Origin of the sequence: Carnobacterium gallinarum DSM 4847 (genome assembly GCF_000744375.1) — a bacterium.
Lineage (GTDB): Bacteria > Bacillota > Bacilli > Lactobacillales > Carnobacteriaceae > Carnobacterium > Carnobacterium gallinarum.
The window spans coordinates 1540909-1562608 of record NZ_JQLU01000005.1 but is presented as its reverse complement, the minus strand read 5'-3'; the positions used below and the strand labels follow the sequence as shown (position 1 = coordinate 1562608).

22 protein-coding genes are annotated in these 21700 nt (G+C 33.7%); 9 read left to right on the top strand and 13 right to left on the bottom strand.

Features of this window, described 5'->3' with window-relative positions; all coding sequences use genetic code 11:
• Nucleotides 1-45 precede the first annotated feature (45 nt).
• The 5 genes from BR43_RS11980 to BR43_RS11960 all read right to left on the bottom strand — a co-directional run bounded on the left by BR43_RS11980 (nt 46) and on the right by BR43_RS11960 (nt 4622).
• Nucleotides 46-630 (bottom strand): sugar O-acetyltransferase, encoded by a 585-nt coding sequence (locus BR43_RS11980; protein WP_169741054.1) that lies wholly within the window; start codon nt 628-630, stop codon nt 46-48.
• A 114-nt stretch (nt 631-744) separates the two neighbouring features.
• A complete protein-coding gene (locus tag BR43_RS11975) occupies nt 745-1131 on the bottom strand; it encodes a hypothetical protein (RefSeq protein ID WP_034562241.1) in 387 nt (128 codons plus the stop codon).
• A 72-nt stretch (nt 1132-1203) separates the two neighbouring features.
• Entirely contained in the window at nt 1204-1476 is a 273-nt protein-coding gene (locus BR43_RS11970) for a hypothetical protein (protein WP_034562238.1), read from the bottom strand.
• 571 nt (nt 1477-2047) lie between these two features.
• The gene (locus BR43_RS11965) at nt 2048-2941 is read right to left on the bottom strand and encodes a TraB/GumN family protein (RefSeq protein WP_034562235.1); all 894 of its coding nucleotides are present in this window, start codon (nt 2939-2941) and stop codon (nt 2048-2050) included.
• Nucleotides 2942-3050: 109 nt separating this feature from the next.
• Nucleotides 3051-4622 (bottom strand): ATP-binding cassette domain-containing protein, encoded by a 1572-nt coding sequence (locus tag BR43_RS11960; protein WP_034562233.1) that lies wholly within the window; start codon nt 4620-4622, stop codon nt 3051-3053.
• Between the two features lie 1004 nt (nt 4623-5626).
• Here BR43_RS11960 and BR43_RS11955 point away from each other — a divergent pair.
• From BR43_RS11955 to BR43_RS19195, 5 genes are all read left to right on the top strand, one after another.
• Nucleotides 5627-5806, top strand: coding sequence for a hypothetical protein (locus tag BR43_RS11955; protein ID WP_034562231.1), 180 nt, complete (start codon nt 5627-5629; stop codon nt 5804-5806).
• 425 nt (nt 5807-6231) lie between these two features.
• The gene (locus BR43_RS11950) at nt 6232-6525 is read left to right on the top strand and encodes a DUF3130 family protein (protein ID WP_034560341.1); all 294 of its coding nucleotides are present in this window, start codon (nt 6232-6234) and stop codon (nt 6523-6525) included.
• Nucleotides 6526-6547: 22 nt separating this feature from the next.
• A complete protein-coding gene (locus BR43_RS11945; RefSeq protein WP_157463957.1) occupies nt 6548-6883 on the top strand; it encodes a hypothetical protein in 336 nt (111 codons plus the stop codon).
• A complete protein-coding gene (locus tag BR43_RS19200) occupies nt 6880-8046 on the top strand; it encodes a T7SS effector LXG polymorphic toxin (RefSeq protein WP_051933944.1) in 1167 nt (388 codons plus the stop codon). Before BR43_RS11945 ends, BR43_RS19200 begins: the two co-directional genes overlap by 4 nt.
• 9 nt (nt 8047-8055) lie before the next feature.
• Entirely contained in the window at nt 8056-8478 is a 423-nt protein-coding gene (locus tag BR43_RS19195; protein WP_051933943.1) for a hypothetical protein, read from the top strand.
• Nucleotides 8479-8693: 215 nt separating this feature from the next.
• On the opposite strand, the gene BR43_RS11930 is transcribed toward BR43_RS19195, so the two are convergent.
• The 3 genes from BR43_RS11930 to ahpC form a co-directional block, all read right to left on the bottom strand.
• On the bottom strand, nt 8694-8915 hold the full coding sequence (locus BR43_RS11930) for a hypothetical protein (protein ID WP_034562229.1): 222 nt from the start codon (nt 8913-8915) through the stop codon (nt 8694-8696).
• A gap of 132 nt (nt 8916-9047) precedes the next feature.
• Nucleotides 9048-10739, bottom strand: coding sequence for an FAD-dependent oxidoreductase (locus BR43_RS11925; protein ID WP_034562227.1), 1692 nt, complete (start codon nt 10737-10739; stop codon nt 9048-9050).
• Nucleotides 10740-10835: 96 nt separating this feature from the next.
• Nucleotides 10836-11399: an alkyl hydroperoxide reductase subunit C gene (ahpC, locus tag BR43_RS11920; RefSeq protein ID WP_034562224.1), complete on the bottom strand. Its 564-nt coding sequence runs from the start codon at nt 11397-11399 to the stop codon at nt 10836-10838.
• Nucleotides 11400-11707: 308 nt separating this feature from the next.
• Here ahpC and BR43_RS11915 point away from each other — a divergent pair, with 308 nt between their 5' ends.
• The 4 genes from BR43_RS11915 (at nt 11708) to allB (ending at nt 16636) form a co-directional block, all read left to right on the top strand.
• Nucleotides 11708-12058, top strand: a complete 351-nt coding sequence (locus BR43_RS11915; RefSeq protein WP_034562222.1) for an antibiotic biosynthesis monooxygenase — start codon at nt 11708-11710, stop codon at nt 12056-12058.
• Nucleotides 12059-12270: 212 nt separating this feature from the next.
• Complete coding sequence (locus BR43_RS11910; protein WP_034562220.1) at nt 12271-13485, top strand: MFS transporter; 1215 nt, start codon at nt 12271-12273, stop codon at nt 13483-13485.
• Between the two features lie 253 nt (nt 13486-13738).
• Nucleotides 13739-15208, top strand: coding sequence for an allantoin permease (allW, locus tag BR43_RS11905; protein WP_034562217.1), 1470 nt, complete (start codon nt 13739-13741; stop codon nt 15206-15208).
• A gap of 60 nt (nt 15209-15268) precedes the next feature.
• A complete protein-coding gene (gene allB, locus BR43_RS11900) occupies nt 15269-16636 on the top strand; it encodes an allantoinase AllB (RefSeq protein WP_034562215.1) in 1368 nt (455 codons plus the stop codon).
• A 48-nt stretch (nt 16637-16684) separates the two neighbouring features.
• Here the strand turns inward: allB and BR43_RS11895 are convergent, their stop codons facing one another.
• The 5 genes from BR43_RS11895 to BR43_RS11875 all read right to left on the bottom strand — a co-directional run bounded on the left by BR43_RS11895 (nt 16685) and on the right by BR43_RS11875 (nt 21680).
• On the bottom strand, nt 16685-16999 hold the full coding sequence (locus BR43_RS11895; protein WP_034562213.1) for a PTS sugar transporter subunit IIB: 315 nt from the start codon (nt 16997-16999) through the stop codon (nt 16685-16687).
• Between the two features lie 25 nt (nt 17000-17024).
• A complete protein-coding gene (locus BR43_RS11890; protein ID WP_034562210.1) occupies nt 17025-18455 on the bottom strand; it encodes a 6-phospho-beta-glucosidase in 1431 nt (476 codons plus the stop codon).
• A 23-nt stretch (nt 18456-18478) separates the two neighbouring features.
• Entirely contained in the window at nt 18479-19771 is a 1293-nt protein-coding gene (locus tag BR43_RS11885) for a PTS sugar transporter subunit IIC (protein WP_034562209.1), read from the bottom strand.
• A gap of 275 nt (nt 19772-20046) precedes the next feature.
• On the bottom strand, nt 20047-20796 hold the full coding sequence (locus tag BR43_RS11880) for a MurR/RpiR family transcriptional regulator (protein WP_034562207.1): 750 nt from the start codon (nt 20794-20796) through the stop codon (nt 20047-20049).
• A 221-nt stretch (nt 20797-21017) separates the two neighbouring features.
• The gene (locus BR43_RS11875; protein ID WP_034562205.1) at nt 21018-21680 is read right to left on the bottom strand and encodes an ABC transporter ATP-binding protein; all 663 of its coding nucleotides are present in this window, start codon (nt 21678-21680) and stop codon (nt 21018-21020) included.
• Between the last annotated feature and the right edge of the window lie 20 nt (nt 21681-21700).

The window sequence follows — 21700 nt, the reverse complement described above, 5'->3', positions numbered from 1 at the left end:
AAAAGAAGCAATGTGCAAAATTCTGCGCGTTGCTTCTTTTTCTGTTTAGTCATAAATGCTCTTAATCACTTTGCATGGATTTCCCGCTGCAACAACATTGGCCGGAATATCTTTGACTACGACACTACCTGTTCCAATAATACTATTCTCGCCGATGGTCACTCCTGGTGCCACTGATACATCGCCACATAGCCAGACTTTATCGCCAATTGTAATCGGCTTTGAATAAACGTCCCCAGCAGCTCGAGCAACTGGATCCTGTGCGTGATTAGCAGCATACAACCCTACCCTCGGACCAAATAAAACATCATCCCCGATGGTCACTTGATTGCAATCTAAAATAATTAAATCATGATTTCCATAAAAATTCTCTCCAAAGGAAATATTGAAACCAAATTCACAACGAAAATTCGACTCAATTGTGAAGTTCTCACCATGACTTCCAACTAAATTAGAAATAATTTCTTTATCATAAAGCCCTTCTAAATTCACTTTATTATTGTAATTTCGAGTTAACTCTCTTGCCTCATCTCGGGCTTTTGCTACTTCAGGTGCAAAATCATTATATGGATTTCCTGAATTAACTAATTCTTTAACATTCACCTTAAATCCGCTCCTTTTTAAATTCATTTCATTGTTCTACTTCTAAATAAAATGCTTTCTAAATTGATTTAAAAATAGAAAAGTTAACTTTAACTTATCTGGTATTTTAAATTAACAATGCAGCCCTTTTTGACTAGTAATTTAGTAAATTAGGGAGAGAAACATCAAAATAATGAGAGTAGAAATAATCATTCCAATCGTAAAATATTCATATTTTATGATTGATTTTTCAACTTTTGAGGTGTTAAGAATCGTATCTTCAAGTATCATTACATTTGGATAAGTCTTTTTTAAATGATTTTTATAAGGCAAAGAATAAATTGTGAGAAAAACAGCCACATTTGCTGAATTTTGGGATAATAAATTGTTTAACTCCTCCAAAGAAACGATTTTCCATTGAATTTGTGAATTCCATTTTTCAGCGTGTGCTATCATTTTTTCAGCTTCTATCGCTTCATCTAGCATCGACACCTGTGAGCTTAATTGAAAATCAATTCGTTCCATCGATTTTAAAATATATCCTTCCATGTGAATACCTCCTTTAGTATGTTGAAAACTTATACTCCTAACCTATATATAACAATCAATATACGTGTTTTCTTAGTTAGTAAAATTTTTTATTGAATTTAAAGCAAATATGAAGATAATTAAGAAAGCAAAAAGGTAAATTAATCTTTCGGATTTCCCTTTATTTTTATAAATATTCAATAAGTAGATTCCTAAAATAAGTAAGCAAACAAGACCATAAATTATGAGTGATGCACTAGCAGAAAATTTAAATAGAATTGTGCTAGTGATTGTAAAGATTGATACAAGTAAAATTAAAAGCGTTACGATTTTTGCTTTTTGTTCTATTTTTTTAGTAGAAATCATTTTAAATCCTCCTTATATAAATTGAGACATCTAGGAAACTCCAAATGCCCCTCCACCTATTTTTTATTTATGCCTTTTCTTTTTTCCAAGGACTTTTACTTGACTTTTTATTCGTGCCTACAGAATCAGCAAGAACAGGTACTCAATCTGCATCTTACTGATTCTGTAGGTCTTTTTATGTTAAAACAGTTGCAATTTCACCAAGACTATCTCGAAAAGTATCCCATTCATTTAGAGTCTGTGCCCCTTGAGGCACAAGCTAAGTACAACGAAACCATACAAATGTTCAGACACCTTAATTTTGATACGGCTCATGATTTTCTTCGCACACGTTACTCCCATACTAGGCGACCAACCCTCACGCAAATTGAGATTTTGAGGGCCTTTATTTTGTGTGCGTACCTCAAGTGACTACTGGATAAACTAGCCAAAAGAGGCAGTTTGCCCATTTATAAGACAAAACTTCATTTCTAGAGGCTTACATCTCAGAAATCAGTCATTTCGATGATTTCATCGCCTATTCTCAACAAATCAGCACTTTTCTTTGATTAGTTTCCTTGATTACTCAAATTTAATCAAAATTAATTTTAGTAATAGTATATCCTTTTTGTTTTAACAGCTCAATTATACCTTGCGTTTTATACAGATGTGCAGAGCCAACAGCAATAAATATATTCTCCTTATTTTTTAATGCATCATCTATTTTAGGCATCCATTTTTGAGTTCTTTCCACAATGAAATTTTCAGAAGAAAAAATAGGATCATCGTTAATCTCAATCATAGCTGTTTCTAATTGACCAGAAATATAAGCAGTTAACATTTTTTGATTTGTCTGTTTTGCTTGACTTAAATCAGGAAATTTATCTGGCCAGTCAGTATTGGCTGATTGAAATGTATACAACTCCGTTTTAATCAATTCATATTGCTCTGTAACTGTCTCAAAGCCGACGTTCTCAATTTTTTGTTTTTTAGAATTTAAATAGTTATTAAGTTGATAATCTACGCCGTTTAAAACGTCAATAGAATCTAAATATTTATTTTGCATCTGAATATACAATCCAAAAATTGTTGTATTTTCTATTAGAGAAGAATTTATGTCATAATTTTTTAATTTTTTTTCTAATGCTTGTTGCTGTACATCTGTTAGTTGTGAATCTAACCTAGGTCCATTTGTTGAAAAAGTTTCTAGTATATTAGATGTAGATTCAGAATATGCTTGATTATAGTTAACTTCACTAAAAAATATATCACTGAGATCAATAGCTTCTTTTAGTTTATCAGGGAAGGGATACATTGATGGTTTTCCAATATGAGAAGTACCAAGCAAATATCCAACGGTACTATCTTCATAAGAAATCTCGTATAAGGGCCAATCGACTTTGATAGATTTTTTTTCATTATTGCCACTGGCACAGCCAGTGGCGAATATAATTAAAAAGCTAACTATATATATAATTTTTTTCATACTATTTCTCCTCTATTCTTTATAAGTTATTCAATAATATTTGTAGCAGTTTTAAGTTTATAGAATAAACCTTTTTTATTTAATAATTCAGATTGTTTTCCAACTTCAACTACTTTCCCACCTTCCAAGGAAACAATAATTCCATTAAAAGTAACATTTTGAATTCTATGAGTGATAAAAATACCAATATTTTTTTTGTTAATTCATTAAATTTCATATAGAGATTTGATTCAGTTATAGGATCTAAAGCACTACTTGGTTCATCAAAAATAAGTAGTGATGCATCTTCTTTATAGAAAGCTTTGGCAATTGATAATTTTTGCCATTCTCCACCTGAAAGTTGTAGACCTCCGGGAAACCAGTTTCCAATTTGCTGTTGATAAAGCTTTGGCATTTTTTTTATAAATTGATGAGCATCAGCTTTTTTTGAAGACCTAATAACTTTAGGTATATCTATTTCTGATTTATCTGTTATAGAAATTATATCCGAGACAGAAAACTGATAATTAGTAAAATCTTGAAACACAGCCGAAATACATTTTCGGAATGAATTAAGATCAATATTATTTAAATCAATATCATTAATTTTTATAGTCCCTTCGTATTCATCCATATAAAATCCCATTATAATTTTTACTAATGTTGTTTTGCCAGAGCCATTCGCACCGACAAAAGAATAAGAATTCCCTTTATTAATTTTAAGATATATATTTTTTAAAGCATATTCCTTGGTTCTAGGGTATTTAAAGGATAAGTTAATTAATTCAATTGTGTCAATTGTGTCAATTTTAACTTTATTTTTCACAGTGTTTTTTTCTTGAGCCCCCTCTCTACCTAACAAGATTGTAACGTTTTCTATATACAGGCTATCTTGATGTATTTTAAAAATAAGAGAAACTATAGAATTAAATGTTGTTTTTACATTAGTTACAGAGTTAATATAGGTCATCAAAGATCCTAATAAAATTAATCCAATGCTAGCTTCATAAAAAATTATAGTTAGAACTAGAGCTGTACATATAATAGAAATAAAATTAATAGATAATGTATAGGACTCTCTCCTTAGATTTAGTTTTTGATTTTCAATAAAAAAAGCCTCTCTAATCTCATTAAATTTATTTAAAAAATATTTCTCTAATCCAAAAAGTTTCGTCTCTTTAATATTTCCATCTTTATTCAATAAATTTGCATAGTACCAACTAAGCCTCTCCACATTTGTTCGTTTTTGAAATAATTCAAATTCATTTTTACTTATTTTCATAATTTGTAAACTACTTAATAACGGGAAAAGTACAATAACAAAAATAGTCCACCATTTCCAATTTATAAGTATGAAAATGTAACTTACTAATGCTAATGATTGAGTAAGTAATGCGACTATTCCCGTAGCGATAGAGAATGGATAAGTTCCCCCACTTTGTTCTGCACGTTGTATTAAATCATAGAAATTGGGATCTTCAAATGAAGTTAGCTTTTCATTTGTAATGACTTTTAAAGTTCGGAAACTAATTTTATAGTCTAAAGTATCGTTTAATCTAGCTGAATTATAAGTCAATAGACTTTGAAAAATCTGAGAAAGTATCGTCAGAATCGGAAAAATAATTATTGGAATAAGTAACTTAGGATTAAAGAAAGTGATACTTTTTTGAATAGAATTAATAATATTTTGTGTATTTAACATACTTGCAATAGGTAAAAATAGGCTAAGAAACGAACAAATAAAAATAATAAGTACATGTTTTTGTCTTATTCTAAAACTAATTTAATGGCTTTTTTTACTAAATATAATGTTTTCATTTTATTCCTCCTTCCAAATAACAAGACAAGTTAGCTACTCGTTGAAGTGTTAATGTTATCTATTGTTCTACTGTTGGAAGTTAATCTACTACAACTATTTTCCTTGGATATTCTTGACATCGTCCAATGCTTGCGAACTGTTTTGGGTTTTTTTCACGGCATTTTTTGTTCATAAATCCAAGCTGATGCTGGTGAGTACTCTTTAATCAATCTAATTGAAGTCATTCGAATACAGGGACTATTGACCTCAAGAAATAAGTCATGGCAGACTACATATATAATCGTGGTTTCTGGCGACTATGCTCACTTTTCTTGTATCTTTTGATCAGTAAAGACAACACATTGATTAAACTTGATTCGTTGTCAACACTTTTGTTGATTTCACTGATGGATAGCCTAACCAATATCAGCAAAATAATGAGTAGTTTCATAAAGGTAGATCTTCTGATTTTGTTTTTTCCGTTGCTGAGTTGTTGTATTACGTTTAAGTTCATTATTGACGGTTTGTAAAACTCGCCATAAGTTTGCTACTATTCAATGATTAGTTCAACCTTTTTGATGAGTCACTTAAATCATTACTCGTTCTTGAAGCGAAAAGTGTTTTTTTCGTAAGTCTACTGTAAACTGATTACGAACAATAATATAGCTATCCTTCTCCTTTCTTATTTGTGTCAGAACTTCAATAATACATAAAATTTAGCTATAGCATTACCTTTTCAATTCAAGTGGCTAACCTGATTATAAATCACGCTATTTATTCCTTATAAAAAACTGTTGATTTATTATATATATAATAGTATCATATAAAGTGTAAACGTCGCCACAGAAAAATAAAATTTTAAATTATTATTAACTTTAATTAAAAAGAAATACCAGGAAGGGAAGAAGATGGAAAATAAAGATTTTGATTTGAATGAAAAATTTGCGACTGATAGTAATTCTAATGTAGCTAGCCGTAGTTGGAGCACAATTATTATTTTGACTATAGGCTCGGCGGCGGGTAGCTGGGCAGGAACAGAAGCATCACCTAATTGTAGTATGAGTAGCTGTAAAGGTGCTAGATGCTAGTTTTTTAGTATATAATTACGGTTCCGCTTACATTGCATTTTATAATTTAGCGAGGTGGATAACTTAATGATACAATGCAAAAAAATCCCTTTATAAAATAAAAGTTAGCACTTGCATTCTGACTTTATTTTATAAGAGATTTGATTTATTTAGTTGCTTCTAACGCTGTTAAGATCTCATCCATACTTCTCGCACCGAAGATAACTTGTTCGCCTCTTTAACATTCACTTTACATCCACTCCTTTTTAAATTCATTTCATTGTTCTACTTCTAAATAAAATGCTTTCTAAATTGATTTAAAAATAGAAAAGTTAACTTTAGCTTACCTGGTATTTTAAATTAACAATGCAGCCCTTTTTGACTAGTAATTTAGGTTGCACTTTATTTAACGATTGTGGTTTAACTATACAGTCAGGAGGAATTAAATGGACGCTATTCAAACACATACGGTTCAAGCGGATGCACACGCAGCAGCATTAAAAAAAGCACTTAAAGGGGCTAAATTCCCATCTAAAGCAGCACCCACAATAAACTATTCAGATGGAGCAGCTATGGTTCAAGGTCAAGAATGCATTGAGACATTTTCAACATTGTTGAGTAACTTAAAAACGTCTGTAAACACGGATGCAGATCATATTAAACAAATCAATCAAACGTTTATTGAAAAGGATGATGCTCTTAAAAATGCCATTGGGAAAGCGGTGATGACGATTGCCTAACTCTAAAGAATGGCGTATATTGTTGACCGAGAAAAAACTACAGTTGGAGCGAGCCGATGATACAGTTTATAAAATGCGCCAACAAAAAGAAACACTAGAGACGTTTATCTCACAATTTAAAAGTCTGTTTGAAAGAGAACGTGATTTAATGAGAGAAGAACAAGAAATTTGTGGGAATTCCGATGTCAGTTCTTTCCTTAGTTCTCAATTTGATGAAGCAGAGGACGACTACTATAAGCGATATCGGACATTGTTATCTCATCAAGAAACGTTTGAAACGAGCTTCGATGAACAGTCTAAGAAAGCCAAACAGATTGAGAAAGAACTGACTGCGCTAGAAAAAGAGGCGCGTTTATGACGAAAATTGATACTGAAGAACTTTATAAATTCAACCAACTTCTTAACGAAAGTAGACAAGAAATAGAACTTAATTTTAAACAATCTAATCTTGCTATTAAAGGCTTCTCAGAAGAAAAGAAATTAACTGGTGGAGCTTGGAGTTCAGCAAAGAATCACTTTGATATAGGCTATCGCCCTTTGACTGAAACATTTGAATCAACGATTGTTTTACTTGTAGATAAATTTAGTGATTACACAACTGAATTTCGTCAACAAGTAACAGGCGGATCTGTTAAACTAGATACAGATCAGTTAGAAGATTTGGAGATACGTATGCAACAGCTGGCTTCTTATAAAGCACAATGGCTGTTAGACATGGCCGACCAATTAGCGGGTATTCCAGGGATTGGAAAGTTTTTTGATGAATTCAGTTTAAATTCAGCCAAGAAAGAGGTCATTCTTTTACGAAAGTTTCAAGAGTTTGAATACAGTCATCGAAATGAATTTGACGAGATAGCTGAAGCATTGCATTTTTTGAGAATTGGACTAGAAGCTGTTGGAAACAAGAAGAATTTTCAAGGAGATACCAAAGGATTTGGGGCTATTGATTTTAATAAAGATTCCTGGGCTTCAAATCTGTCTAAGTTCAATGAACGAAATAAAGATAAGGTTGAGTTCATTAAAGAATCAGATGCAATGGCAGCTGCAGCAGTTGCGGAACAGACAGCTCAAATCCACAATGCTCAGATGAACCTGAATCAAATGGGCGATGCTATGATGAATGAGGTTAATTCAACAAATTCATATAGCTATAACTCAATGAGTGGGAAAACATGGCCACGTCCTGAAAATTATAATGTATCTAAAAAATATAAAGGTGTAAATTTAAAAAGCCCGATTGATGAAATTTTGTCGGTAGCTTCTCCAGGTGAGCAGACGAGAGGTAAAACGACACAGTGGATTAAAGGTGGAGATTTTACAACTGCTTTAAAAGACTTCAAAAACTTAGGCATTACCAACATTGTTGAAATACAGACAACGTATGGTATTGGATATGTTGGGCTATTATCCGATGGAAGAAAAATTATGGTTAGACCTGGAAGTTCAGCAATGCTAAATTATCCAACTTTGGAAATAATTAATTTTGACAAAACAAAAATTAAAATTAGATATGATAAATAGGAGGAAAAAATGGACTCAAAAATATTAGAAGAATGGAATCCAGTTCAAGTACCAAAAGAATCTTATGAATTAGAAGCAATTAACTATGATAATAAAGGTCTTTTAATACGATTAGAAAGCAATCAAACAGTCGTAACTATTCATTTCCCAGGAGTCATTGAAGGTTTTAGAACAACTGATGAAGGAAATCGATGGAAAACCGTTTCTGAAATATTGAGTAATTACAATAAGGAGATTTTTACTGGTAGAGTAATATTTAAAGTTTCCGATTCGGATTTTAGTAAATGGATTGAGTCAGAATCATTTACTTTGATAAAGAAGGAAGATGTTACTCATTATCTCGTAGTTACAAACAATGATTTAACAGATATTCTTGCCTATGAGGATCCAATTATAAAACATTTTGATAAAGTCAGCAGAAAATGCACATGAATAAATAGAAATAATATAGAATATTTTTAATAGTAATATATAGTATTGTTATTAAATGACTTTTAAAAAATAAAACGAATAGGACAATGAAAAGTTAAACATTCGACTTAAAGTAAGATAAAGTATTCTTAATAGTAATATATATTATCACTATTGATGTAGATGTATCAAAATAGCATTATCTACAAAATCGGAAATAACCCCTTTTGTTCCAGTTATTTTTTATTTTTCCTTTTGTCTTTATAAACTAAATTTTCTAATTTTTCTGCAGTACTTCCCCTGATTTTGTATGTTTTTGGAATCAACGGATCTATCTCTTTTAAGTTAGACACATTCAAACCAAATTTAGTTGAAATAGCATCAGATACAGTAACCTGATCTTGAATGTCTAAGGTAGTAATTGGTTCATCACTATCAAATAATAGATCGTTTTGCAAACTATCCGCATACAGTACGTTTTATAATTTAGTGAAGTGGATAACTTAATGATACAATGCAAAAAAATCCCTTTATAAAATAAAAGTTAGCACTTGCATTCTGACTTTATTTTATAAGGGATTTAATTTAAACTATTTTGTTGCTTCTAGCGCTGTTAAGATTTCATCCATATTTTTTGCACCGAAGATGACTTGCTCACCATTAATAATCATTGCTGGCACACTCATAATCTTCTTCTCTTTTTTCAATTCTGGAAATAGACCTGTATCAATCATTTCTGCTTCTACGTTATGATTTAATGAAGCAATTCGTTGGCAAGCGGCTACTACATCTGGGCAATAGTGACACGTTAAAGAAACACAAATCTCAATCTTAGCTTTTGGCAATTCTTTAATGCGATCTACAATCGGTGCTTCAATCGGCTGACCGTCACTCCCAACGTTATAGATTGCTAATACTAATGAATTTAGCTCATGACCACTTGGAATCCCACTGAATTTAATTCCAGTATAATTGGCATTTTCGTCTAACAATACTGCTGCAGGTGTACGCGTTAAGTGAATTTTTGCTTCAAATTCAGCATCCTGTCCAACTGTTTTAGATTCTAATACAATCTGATTGCTTAAGCTTGCAATTTGTTGCAAAAAGCCTTCTAATTCAACTGATTTTGGATCAGCTTGATCTAGTAAGTTCACTAAAGTAACCGTCTTAGTTAATTTGGCAAAGATCCCTTTTAACTGTTCCTTCATACTATCTGGGAACCAACCGTCTGTTTTCACGTTATCCGCTTTTTTAGTTGCTGCTGGTTTTTCAACTGCTTTTGCGACAGCTGTTTTCGCTTTATCTAATACACGTTGCGAAATTGTTGGCAAGCCTAAGCGTTCTTTTTCAACTGTCACATATTTTTGAGCGGCTGTCGCTGCGATTGCTCCATCAGAGACTGCTGTCACAATTTGGCGCAATTCTTTAATACGTAAATCACCTGCTGCATAAACACCTGCAACATTGGTTTCCATAAAGTCATCTGTTGGAATATAGCCTTGTGGATTCAATTCAATCTTATCTTTGAAAATCTCTGTACTTGGTTGATTTCCAGCAAAAACGAACATACCAAACGCGCCATCTTCTTCAGAAGCTTCATAAGTAAACGTCTCACCTGTTTCATTATTAATGAAAACAGCTTTCTTCATAAAATCATCACCAGTGACTTCTTTTACTTCGGTATTGTAAATAATTTTGATATCAGGATGATTCTTCGCTTGATCGGCTGTCATTTTTGCACAAGTAAAATCAGGCTCACGAATAATCATCGTCACACTTTTCCCATAACGAGTTAGGAAAACAGCTTCCTCCGCTGCTGCATAACCGCCACCTAATACAAAAATATCTAATCCACTAAAGAATTCACCATCACAAGTTGAACAATAAGCAATTCCACGACCTGTAAATTCAACTTCTCCAGGGAAACCAATTTTACGAGCAAATGCACCTGTTGCAATCACAACAGCTCGTGCTTGATACGTGCCGTTCTTCGCTTTAATCACTTTTACATCATTATCGAAATCGACATCAACAATCTCATCCGTTGTAAATTCAACGCCAAAATCTTGTGCTTGTGCATACATTTCATCCATTAAACTTGGGCCTGTTGTACGACGAACCCCCGGATAATTTACAATTTCAGAAGTCGTTGTTACTTGTCCACCGATTTTTTCTTTTTCAATAATTAACGTATCCATCATCGCACGTCCAGCGTAAATACCAGCTGATAAACCTGCCGACCCACCACCAATAATTACTAAATCATAAATTTCTTCACTCATAACTTACTACGCCTCCAATTCTTAACTACTGTCATCTCTTAAAAAAAGCTTAACTCCAAAAATACTGGAATTAAGCTGATCCATTAACGAACTCTATTAGATTTTACCAACTAAGTCTAAACTTGGAGCAATTGTATCCGCACCTGGTTTCCAGTTTGCCGGGCAAACTTGATCGCCATGTTCTTCAACAAATTGAGCAGCCTCAACTTTTCTTAATAATTCATCTGCATTACGACCAATTCCCATATCATGAATTTCGTATGCTTTAATCTCACCACGAGGATTCACAACAAATGAACCGCGGAAAGCTTGTCCAGCTTCTTCATCTAGTACGCCAAAGAAACGAGCAATTTTCCCAGTTGGATCTGCTAACATTGGGTATTGAATTTTCGCAATCGTATCTGTTGCATCAGCCCACGCTTTATGTACGAAATGGCTATCCATTGATACAGAATAAATTTCACAATTACTATTTTTAAATTCTTCATAGTGATCTTGAACGTCACCTAATTCAGTTGGACAAACAAATGAAAAATCAGCTGGGTAGAAGAAGAAAACACTCCATTTACCTAAAATATCTTCAGTATTTACTTTTAAAAATTCCCCGTTTTGATAAGCATCTGCTTCAAAGTCAAACAATTTAGTGTTGATTAAATTCATTTTTACTCGTCCTCTCTTTTTTGAAAATTAGATTAGATAAAATTATTTATCTTATTTAATAATAATACCAAATTAAAATTGTTTCGTCAAACGAATTATTACAATCTAGAAATCAGACTAAATAGATAAATTAAGATTTCACAATGTTTTTAATTGAGTTCGATTCTCAATTACATTTATTATTTCAACTTTTTTCAGCTAAAACACTTTAGTTAAGATTAATTGACAACGTTATCAAAATTTTCTATACTTATGGCTAACTCACTAAATAAAAGAGAACATTTACATTAGAATTAGGGGGAAATAATATGTTCATTGTAACGAATACAATTAAAATAGAAAAAGATCAAGTAGAACAAGTTGTAGCTAGATTTAATGGGGGCCACGCTAAAGCTAGCATTACTGGAATAGATGGATTCCTAGGATTTGAAATCTGGCAAAAAAAAGGGACTAGCCCTGATTTTTCTGAGATTGTTGTTACAAGTCGCTGGGATAGCGAAAAACAACAAAAAGCTTGGCTAAAAACAGAAGGCTTTAAAAAAGCTCACGGACGAACGCCTGATACTCGAGAACAACATGCACAACGAAACGGGATTATTTCAAATGAAATTGCTGAATTTGAAACGGTACTTACACAAGAACCAATTATCTTAGATTAACCTCAAAAACTAATTCTCCTGTTCTTAGCTGACTAGAGAATTAGTTTTTTTCTGTCAATAACGTTGATAGATAAAGATCGCGCTTACATTTTATCCACTTACAACATGAACTTCACTTAAATATTATGGTAACATAATATAAAATATAGAACGCTACTCCCTCCTGCTTACATAAATGATTCATATGTATCAACTATCCTAAGGAGAAAACTATGGAAAATAAAAACGAATCACCTCAAACAAATTGGAAATTAATGATTTTCATTCTATTTTTAGGCTGGACTGTTATTTGGATTAGTCGCACCGTCTTAAACCCTGTTTTACCCTCAATTAAAGCAAGCCTATCGATTGCAACCGATACACAATTATCACTAGTGTTTAGTTCCTACTTTCTAGCCTATACCATTATTCAATTTCCTGCTGGCGCCCTTTCTGACCGTTTTGGTGAAAAATTAATACTAGTTCCTAGTTTTCTCATCTTTGCTCTTTCTACCTTAATAATGGGTTTCGCCCATTCGGTTCAAACACTCTATATTGCAAATTTCTTTTCTGGCTTAACCAGTGGCGTTTTCTTTGCTTGCTCCTATTCTCTCTCTATTAAAATGATCCCTTTAAATCGTCGAACTTTTTCTAATGCTGTTATTAATAGTGGAACTGCGATTGGAATGGGTGCTGGGATGATTGGCTCAACTTTTTTAAGTCTTTTAGGTTTGGATTGGCGTACTTTACTTTTTATTACTGCCGCTTTAATTGCTTCTACGCTAATTGTCTTCATAAAATTTCTACCCTCAACTTTGAAACGTGACAAATCAACACTTAACGTTACAACGAAAAAAATTCCGTTCCTTAAACTCTTCAATAAACAATTAATTGTTGCTGCCTTTGCTTACTTTACTATTTGCTATGGTTATTATATGTTGGCAACTTGGTTACCGAATTTTCTGCAAACAGAGCGTGGCATTACTGGTATGATGATTGGCTATATCGCAGCAATTAGTGCTTTTGCAGCATTACCGGGAGCCATTATTTTTGCTCGGATTTCGGATCGATTTAACCAAAATAAAACAACTATCATTGTCGTGTTAATCTTCTTAGCTGCACTCTTTCTTTATCTAAGCGCTGAAGCAACTTCACAGATTTGGTTATTTATTGCCCTGATTGGCTATGGATTTTTTGGAAAATTAGCGATTGATCCAATTATTGTATCTTATGTAGCTGAGATTACTACTCCTGAAAATTATGGATTAACTTTTGGATTATTCAATTTTTTTGGAATGTTAGGCTCTGTTTTGTCCCCTTACTTTACTGCAGTAAGCTCTGATTTAACCGGATCCAAAGTTTTCGGTTTTTATTTTGCAGCTCTATTAATGATTTTTGGTGGAATTACTCTTTGGTATGTAACAAAAAAACCTGTGACAGCTCGCTAATTTTATACATTATAACCAAATCAGGTTCACCTATTTAGTTATAATGTATAAAGAATTTCACTCCTAGACCCGATAAACTTAGTGAAAGATGATAAGTTATGTTAAATTATCTAACTACTATAAAGTAAATTTATAGTAGCATTATCAATAAATTATATAAAAATTTTGTTCACTTCTATTTTATGTAAGCGCTTTTCTTAGTGAATTTCAATTTACACTTAACTGAATCAAAAAAAGGAGGTCTTGTAAAAGAATGAAAGAAACAGATTACTTTGTAAGCAATGAAGAGGTAGAAAAATATCAACAACGTGGTTATAATGCAGATATGCTACCGAAAACCAAAGAACGACGGAATATGAAGGCCAAGAACTATTTTACATTATGGATGGGTTCCGTTCATAATATCCCTAATTACACAGCAGTTGGAGGGTTCCTCTTTTTAGGTCTCTCTCCGATCAATGTGATTTTTGCTCTTATTCTAAGTGCCATCGTTGTATCTGCATTTATGGTCTTTAACGGTGTTGCTGGTTCAAAATACGGTATTCCTTTTGCGATGCATTTGCGCTCGACTTATGGAGACTTAGGTGCCAAATTACCGGGCTTTCTTCGTGGTTGTGTGGCAGCAATTGCCTGGTTTGGATTACAGAATTATACAGGTTCTTTGGCGCTACTGATTTTAATCGGGAAAATTTGGCCGGGATTTTTAACTCTTGGTGGCGACTTTAGCTTTTTTGGCTTAAGTTTGCCTGGCTTAATCGCCTTTACTTTATTCTGGGGTGTCAATCTGCTAATCGGAATTGGTGGCGGTGGAGCTTTAAATAAATTTACTGCGATTCTAAATCCATTGATTTATGTCGTTTTTGGCGGTATGGCCATTTGGGCAATTAAGGTTGGAGGCGGAATCAGTAATATTCTAGCTTTTATTCCAAGTGGTGACAACGTACAACATAATGCACCCTTGTTTGTTTATCTCATGATTATTACGTCAGTTTTAGCCGTTTGGGCTGCTCCCGGTGCTAGTGTTTCTGATTTCACACAAAATGCTACATCTACTCGTGCACAAGCTATTGGACAAACAGCTAGCTTTTTAGTTGGTTATATTATCTTCGCCTTCTCAAGTGTAGCTATTTTAATTGGCGGTTCGATTCACTACGGTGTTCAAGAATGGAACGTTCTCGAAATTGTTGAAAAATGGGATAGTTTGCCAGCAATTTGTGTAGCGATGCTCGTCTTTTTATTAACAACTATTTCAACAAATGCAACTGGAAATATCATTCCTGCTGCTTATCAATTATCAGCGCTCTTCCCAAAAACCATTAATTACAAAAAAGGCGTTATCATCGCTTCTGTAATTAGCTATCTAATCATGCCTTGGAAATTAATGGAAAATGCCAATAGCATTTTCGCTTTCTTAAACATTATTGGAGCCGTCCTAGGACCTGTTGCTGGTGTTATGCTGGCTCACTTTTATCTAGTGAAGAAACAAAAGATTGATTTAGATGCACTTTATATGGATATGAAAGCTGATAATAGTAAAAACCCTTATAAAGGAATCAATAAAGAAGCTTATCTAGCAACTATTATTGCTTTACTTGTTTCAATCAGTGGGCAATTTATCCCAGCCTTACAAATGATTTCTAATCTGTCTTGGTTGGTGGGATTTGGTTTAGCCGTCTTGATTTACTGGCTATTAACCCATTTCAAATCAGAAAAAACTCAATGAGTTTAACCAGTTTGCAGAACGTAAACTGTCACATACACTAAATTTTAGGAGGAAAAACAAATGGCATATGATTTAATGATTAAGAATGGATTGGTAATTTTAGAAAATGGAGAAATCCAAACAGATGTTGCTGTCACAGCTGGGAAGATTGTAGCAATTGGCACTCAACTTGGGGAAGCAAAAGAAACTATTGATGCAACTGGATTAATTGTAAGCCCTGGAATGGTGGATGCCCATGTTCATATTACAGATCCTGGTGGCGGTTACCGCGACCAATGGGAAGGCTATTTAACTGGAACAAAAGCCTGCGCTAAAGGTGGCGTAACTTCATTTATGGAAATGCCTTTAAATCAAGTACCTGCTACTGTTGATGGCGAATCTTTACAGATTAAATACGATGCTGGTAAAAATAAATTAACATCCGATGTTGGTTCATTTGGTGGACTTGTGCCCTTTAACTTAGAGTCTGGTATTCAAGAATTGAATGATGGTGGCGTTGCTGCTTACAAATGTTTTATGGCAACTTGTGGGGATCGTAGCATTGATGGTGATTTTATGAATGTCGATGATTATTCTTTATATGAAGGAATGAAACAAATTGCGACAACTGGGAAAGTACTAGCGATTCATGCTGAAAATGCAGCAATTACAGATAGATTAGGTGAATTAGCGTATAAAAATGGGGAAACTACTTTAGCTGCTTATGTTGCAAGTCGTCCTAAATTTACGGAAGTTGAACCTATTAGACGTGCCATTTTATTTGCTAAAGAAACGGGTTGTCGGATTCATATTTGCCATGTAGCTTGTCCTGAAGGGGTAGATGAAGTGACTAAAGCTCGCAATGAAGGTGTGGACGTAACTTGCGAAACGTGTACACATTATTTATATTTTGATACTTCTGAGCTAGATGCAATTGGTCCTGTAGTAAAATGTTCACCACCCATTCGCGACAAAGAAAATCAAGATGGTATGTGGAAAAAAGTTTTATCAGGTGAAATCCACTTTGTAACATCTGATCACTCACCTTGTACTCCTGATTTAAAAGAAACTGATAATGCATTTGAAGCATGGGGTGGTATTTCTGGCGTACAAAATAATGTCGATGTTTTATTTGATGAAGGTGTTCAAAAACGCGGCATGTCCTTAACTCGTTTTGCTGAAATCATTGCAACAACTCCTTCAAAGCGTTATGACTTAGATCATAAAGGAAGTATCTCAATTGGAAAAGATGCTGACTTTGTCTTCATTAAACCAAATGCGCCATATACGTTAAAAGCGGAAGATTTGGAATATAAAAATAAAATCAGCCCATACATTGGTCGCAAAATTGGCGCACAAGTGGTTCACACAATTTTACGTGGGGAAACTATCTATACACTTGCGGATGGCGTTACCGAAGCACATCCCGGTAAATTTATTTTGAAATAAACACAAAAGGAAGAAAAATCATTTTATGATTTTTCTTCCTTTTTATTTTTATAGTAATGCTAATGCTGCTGCTAAAACTTTATCGCCTTTCATCATGCCATAATCAGCCATATCAATTACAGCTACAGGAATACCTTTTGGTTCAAGTTTTTTCGTCACTTCATCTTTCATAAATCGAACTTGCGGGCCTAACATGACAACATCGATTGGTTTTTTAGCAACATTGTCATCAATTTCAGTTGCCGATACTGCAAAGATATCTGCGTCTAAACCTTGTGCTTCTGCGGCTTTCACCATTTTTGTTACTAATAAACTTGTACTCATACCTGCTGCACAGGCTAACATAATTGTTTTATCTGCCATTATTCTTCACTCCATCTACTTTAATTTATAAAACTTCTCCGTTAGTAGCAATGACTTCTTTGTACCAATCGAAGGATTTTTTCTTCTTACGCTCTAACGTACCTTCTCCGTTATTGTCCTTATCCACATAGATAAATCCGTAACGTTTCTTCATTTCTCCAGTCCCAGCACTAACCAAATCGATACACCCCCAAGGCGTATATCCTAGCAAATCAATGCCATCTTGATCAACAGCCGTAATCATTGAGTCAATATGTGCCTTTAAATAATCAATCCGATAGTCATCGTTAATTGTTCCATCTGCTTCAATCTGATCGATTGCACCAAAACCATTTTCCACAATAAATAATGGCAACTGATAGCGATCATAGAACCAATTCATTGCATAGCGTAAGCCAACGGGATCAATTTGCCAGCCCCAATCTGAAGCTTTCACATACGGATTGGTGACTAAGTCTTCGGATTCATCATAATCGTATTCGGGATTATCTGCTTTAGCCTCTGTCGCAAAAGACATATAATAACTAAAGCCAATATAATCAACGCAACCTTCTAGCAATGTAAGCTTATCTTCCACAGTAATATCCAAATCAAAGGCTTTTCGCTCAAAATATTTTTCTAAATAAGCCGGATAATAGCCTCGAACATGAACATCCGTAAACCAATAACTCTTGTGCATTCCGCTAACTGCCATCATCATATCCTCAGGCTTGCATGAAAATGGGTAAATCGGACACATAGCAATCATACAACCAATTTGAAAATCAAGATTAATCTCGTGACCAATCTTCACCGCTAGCGCACTAGCAACCAATTCATAGTGAGCTGCTTGATACATAATTTTTTCGCGATTCTCACCCGCTTTATATTTCACTCCTGAATTCGTAAACGGAGCAAAATCTTCATTGTAGTTGGCTTGATTATTAATTTCGTTGAACGTCATCCAATACTTGACTTTATCTTTATAACGGGTAAAACAAACTTTAGCAAAATTCACAAAGAAATCAATCATTTTACGATTGCGCCAACCGCCATACTCCGTCACAAGATGATAGGGCATCTCAAAGTGGGACAGCGTTATCACTGGTTCAATGTTGTATTTTAAGCATTCATCAAATAAATCATCATAAAACTGTAAACCGGCTTCGTTAGGTTCTACTTCATCACCATTTGGAAAAATTCGTGTCCAGGCAATGGATGTCCGAAAACATTTAAAACCCATTTCCGCAAATAATTTAATGTCTTCTTTGTAATGATGGTAAAAATCAATTCCCTCATGATTTGGATAATTTTTCCCTTGTAGAACGCCATCTGTAATTTCCCGCGGAACTCCATTTGCTCCAACAGTCATCACATCTGCCACACTGACACCTTTACCACCCTGATCCCAGCCGCCTTCTAATTGATGGGCAGCAACTGCGCCACCCCATAAAAAATCTTTTCTTAAACGACTCATCTCATCAAATCCTTTTTTTAATTTTAGTCAGTTCCTTCTTCAACTTTTACATTCATTGCATCCATTTTCTTGATAAATGGTAAATAGATGAAGAAACCAATTGTTAAGACAACGAATTGAAGCAAGGCTGCACGCCAACCGCCGATTAATAATCCTGAAATAATTGGTGGGGTTGTCCATGGTACTTGAACAGCTGTAAATAAAGGAACGAGTCCCGTATAAAGCGCTACATATGTGATAACCGAAGAAACTACTGGTGTTAAAATAAACGGCACAATCATCAACGGATTCATTACAATCGGAGTTGCAAAAATAATCGGTTCATTAATATTAAAGATTGCTGGTCCAATTGATAATTTACCTAACTCTTTGTATTGAGCTGATTTAGCAAAAAAGACCATATAAACAACTAAACCAATAGTCATACCTGCACCTGTTGTTGTTAAGAATTGATCCATGAATTGTTGTGTCACAATATGTCCACCATTTGCTAGTGTTAGTTCTTTCCCAGCATTAATAATGTCTTGGTTTTCAAGTGAATTTGTTTGTAACAATGAACCCATGATTCCGCTAACAATTGTTGAACCATGAACCCCGAAGAACCATAAGAATGGAACTAAGAAACCAATCAGCAATGCTCCACCAAATGAATCGGTTATTCCTTGTAATGGTGTTTGAATCACATTGTAAATCCATTCAATCATTGTTGAGTTGAAGACTTTATCAAAGAATATATAGACAAGTAGCGAACCTGTAATTAAAACAGCCGCTGGAATCAATGCTGTAAATGAGTTTGCAACATTTTCTGGAACACTTTCTGGAAGCTTAATACGAATATCATTTTTGATAAACCATGAGTATACCGCACCAACGATTAGCCCAATAATAATGGCACTAATCATACCTTTTCCACCTGTCCAGTCTTTATTAATAATATTGCCAATTGTTACTTTTGATTCTGGATCCATGATACTAGAAGACATGGTTAGAATGAAAATAACCAGCGCAATCATCCCAGCTGCCATACCTTCATAGCCTTCATTTTTCACATAAGAGTATGCAATTCCAATAACTGCAAAGATAGCCATAATTGCAAATGAAGCCCCATATGCTTGATTAAAATAAGCGCCTAAACCTGAATCAGTTACCCATTTTGCCCAAGACTCTACTGGTAAATTTGCAAGTAATAAAAATACGGAACCAACAATTGTAAATGGCATTGTATAAAGCATCCCATTTTTCAATGCAATAATCGGTTTAAGGTTAACGAACTTTAAAATTTGTGGTATTACTTTGTTATTCATCCAATCTCCCATGACTAAAACTTCCCTTCTCTATCTCCAAATTTAATAAAAATAAGTGCATACCTAGTTCTAGATTAATCCTATTTATAAAAATAAATCCTGTTGTAAAATTTCCTCCTAACATTCTTACAAATAACATTCGCTAAAAATGATTCCGTTTACATTTTGAAGTATACCTTAATTAAATTATTATGAAAACCTTTTCACACTCAAAAGGAATTTGTGTCGTTAAAAAAAACAAATCTTCTCATACGGAACAAATCCCGTCTGAAAAGACTGTTATATAGCTATTCTTCTTTTTGTAAAAATGCTTGTTCCACACGATGAGCTAAAATTTCAATTAAACTGACAATAGGTACTTGTGTTGTTAAGTTTACAGCTTTATCATAACGCTTTGCACGTTCATCTGGCATATAATAAGAAATATTCAAATCTGAAATTTTAGCTAAAGTTGATGTTTCTGCATTTGTAATACTAATTAATTTTGCTCCTAGTTTTTGTAATTCTACTGCTTGCTTCACCACCTCTGTTGTTTCTCCAGAAACAGAAAGTACCATAATCAAGCTTCGTTCCACCCCACGATTCGGCGTTGGTAAAAACGGATCATTGATTGAGTAAGAGTTAATTCCAACATTGGAAAAATAACGTTGACCGTATTCTCCTAAAATCCCACTAGTTCCAATTCCTAAAAAAACAACTCGATCAGCATCACAAATTAACTGTGTCGCCTTGACTAATATTTCATCAAAACTTGTTTCTGTTATTTTCTTAAAAAAAGAAGCTACTTGAAAGCTTGGATCATATAACTGTTCTTCAATAGATTCTACCGTTTCTTCTCTTAATTTGTACTTTAACTCAGAAAAACCTTCGCACCCCATCTTAGAACAAAAACGTAAAATTGTTGAGGTGGATACATGACTTTTCTCAGACAATTCACGAATCGTCATACGTTGGACAGCTTGAATATTCTCAATAATGTAATGGTATACCGTTAACTCTAATCCGCTTAAATTTTTAATCTGTTCATAATTAAACAACCTATTCCCCCCATTCAGTAACTCATTTCTTCCTTGTGAAATAATGCTAACCCATATTATAATTTGTACTATTATTCTATTATACGTTAAGTTTTCTAAAGATTGAATTAATAACACCGCTATCATAAAAATTTTCACTTCATGCTCGTTTGTTTCTTAATAGAGTAAAAAGTTAGTATCAAAATGGTCAAAACCACTTCAATACTAACTTTTCAATTAAGCTATACCGTCATTATTCTAAATTCTTTGTTTTTCAATTGAATGCAGACATCACTTTCATTGGCAACTTCTTTTTCATGGGTTACTAAGATAATGCATTTATTCTCTTTATGAGCCAATTCTTGGAATAATTGAATAATATCCCGTGATGTTTCTTCGTCTAAATTTCCAGTGGGTTCATCAGCCACAATCAATTGCGTATCTGTACACATAGCGCGCACAATTGCAATTCTTTGTTGTTGCCCACCAGATAATTTCATCACATTTTTATTAGCTAATTCCGCGTCAATTCCCACTTTTGACAACATTTTTAAGGCGTATTCTTTTTTATTGCTTTCTTTTGAATGCGTAATTTCCATTGCTGTAACAATATTTTGTAGCGCAGTCATATAAGGCAATAAATTATAGGCTTGAAAGACAATTGATACCTTTTGATTGCGAAAGTTCGTTAAGCCCATTTTGTTAATCGATGTCCCTTCATAAAAAATTTCGCCTTCTTTTGGTTTATCTAAACCTGCTATTAAAGATAAAAAAGTTGTTTTCCCAGAACCACTACTCCCTAAAATGCTATATAGGACCCCTTTTTCAAAGGTTAAATTCACATTTTGATAAAGTGGTGTACTGCCTTTATCATACCAATAGCCGACATTTTTTGCTGTAATCATTCTAATTCCCCCGTTTCTAG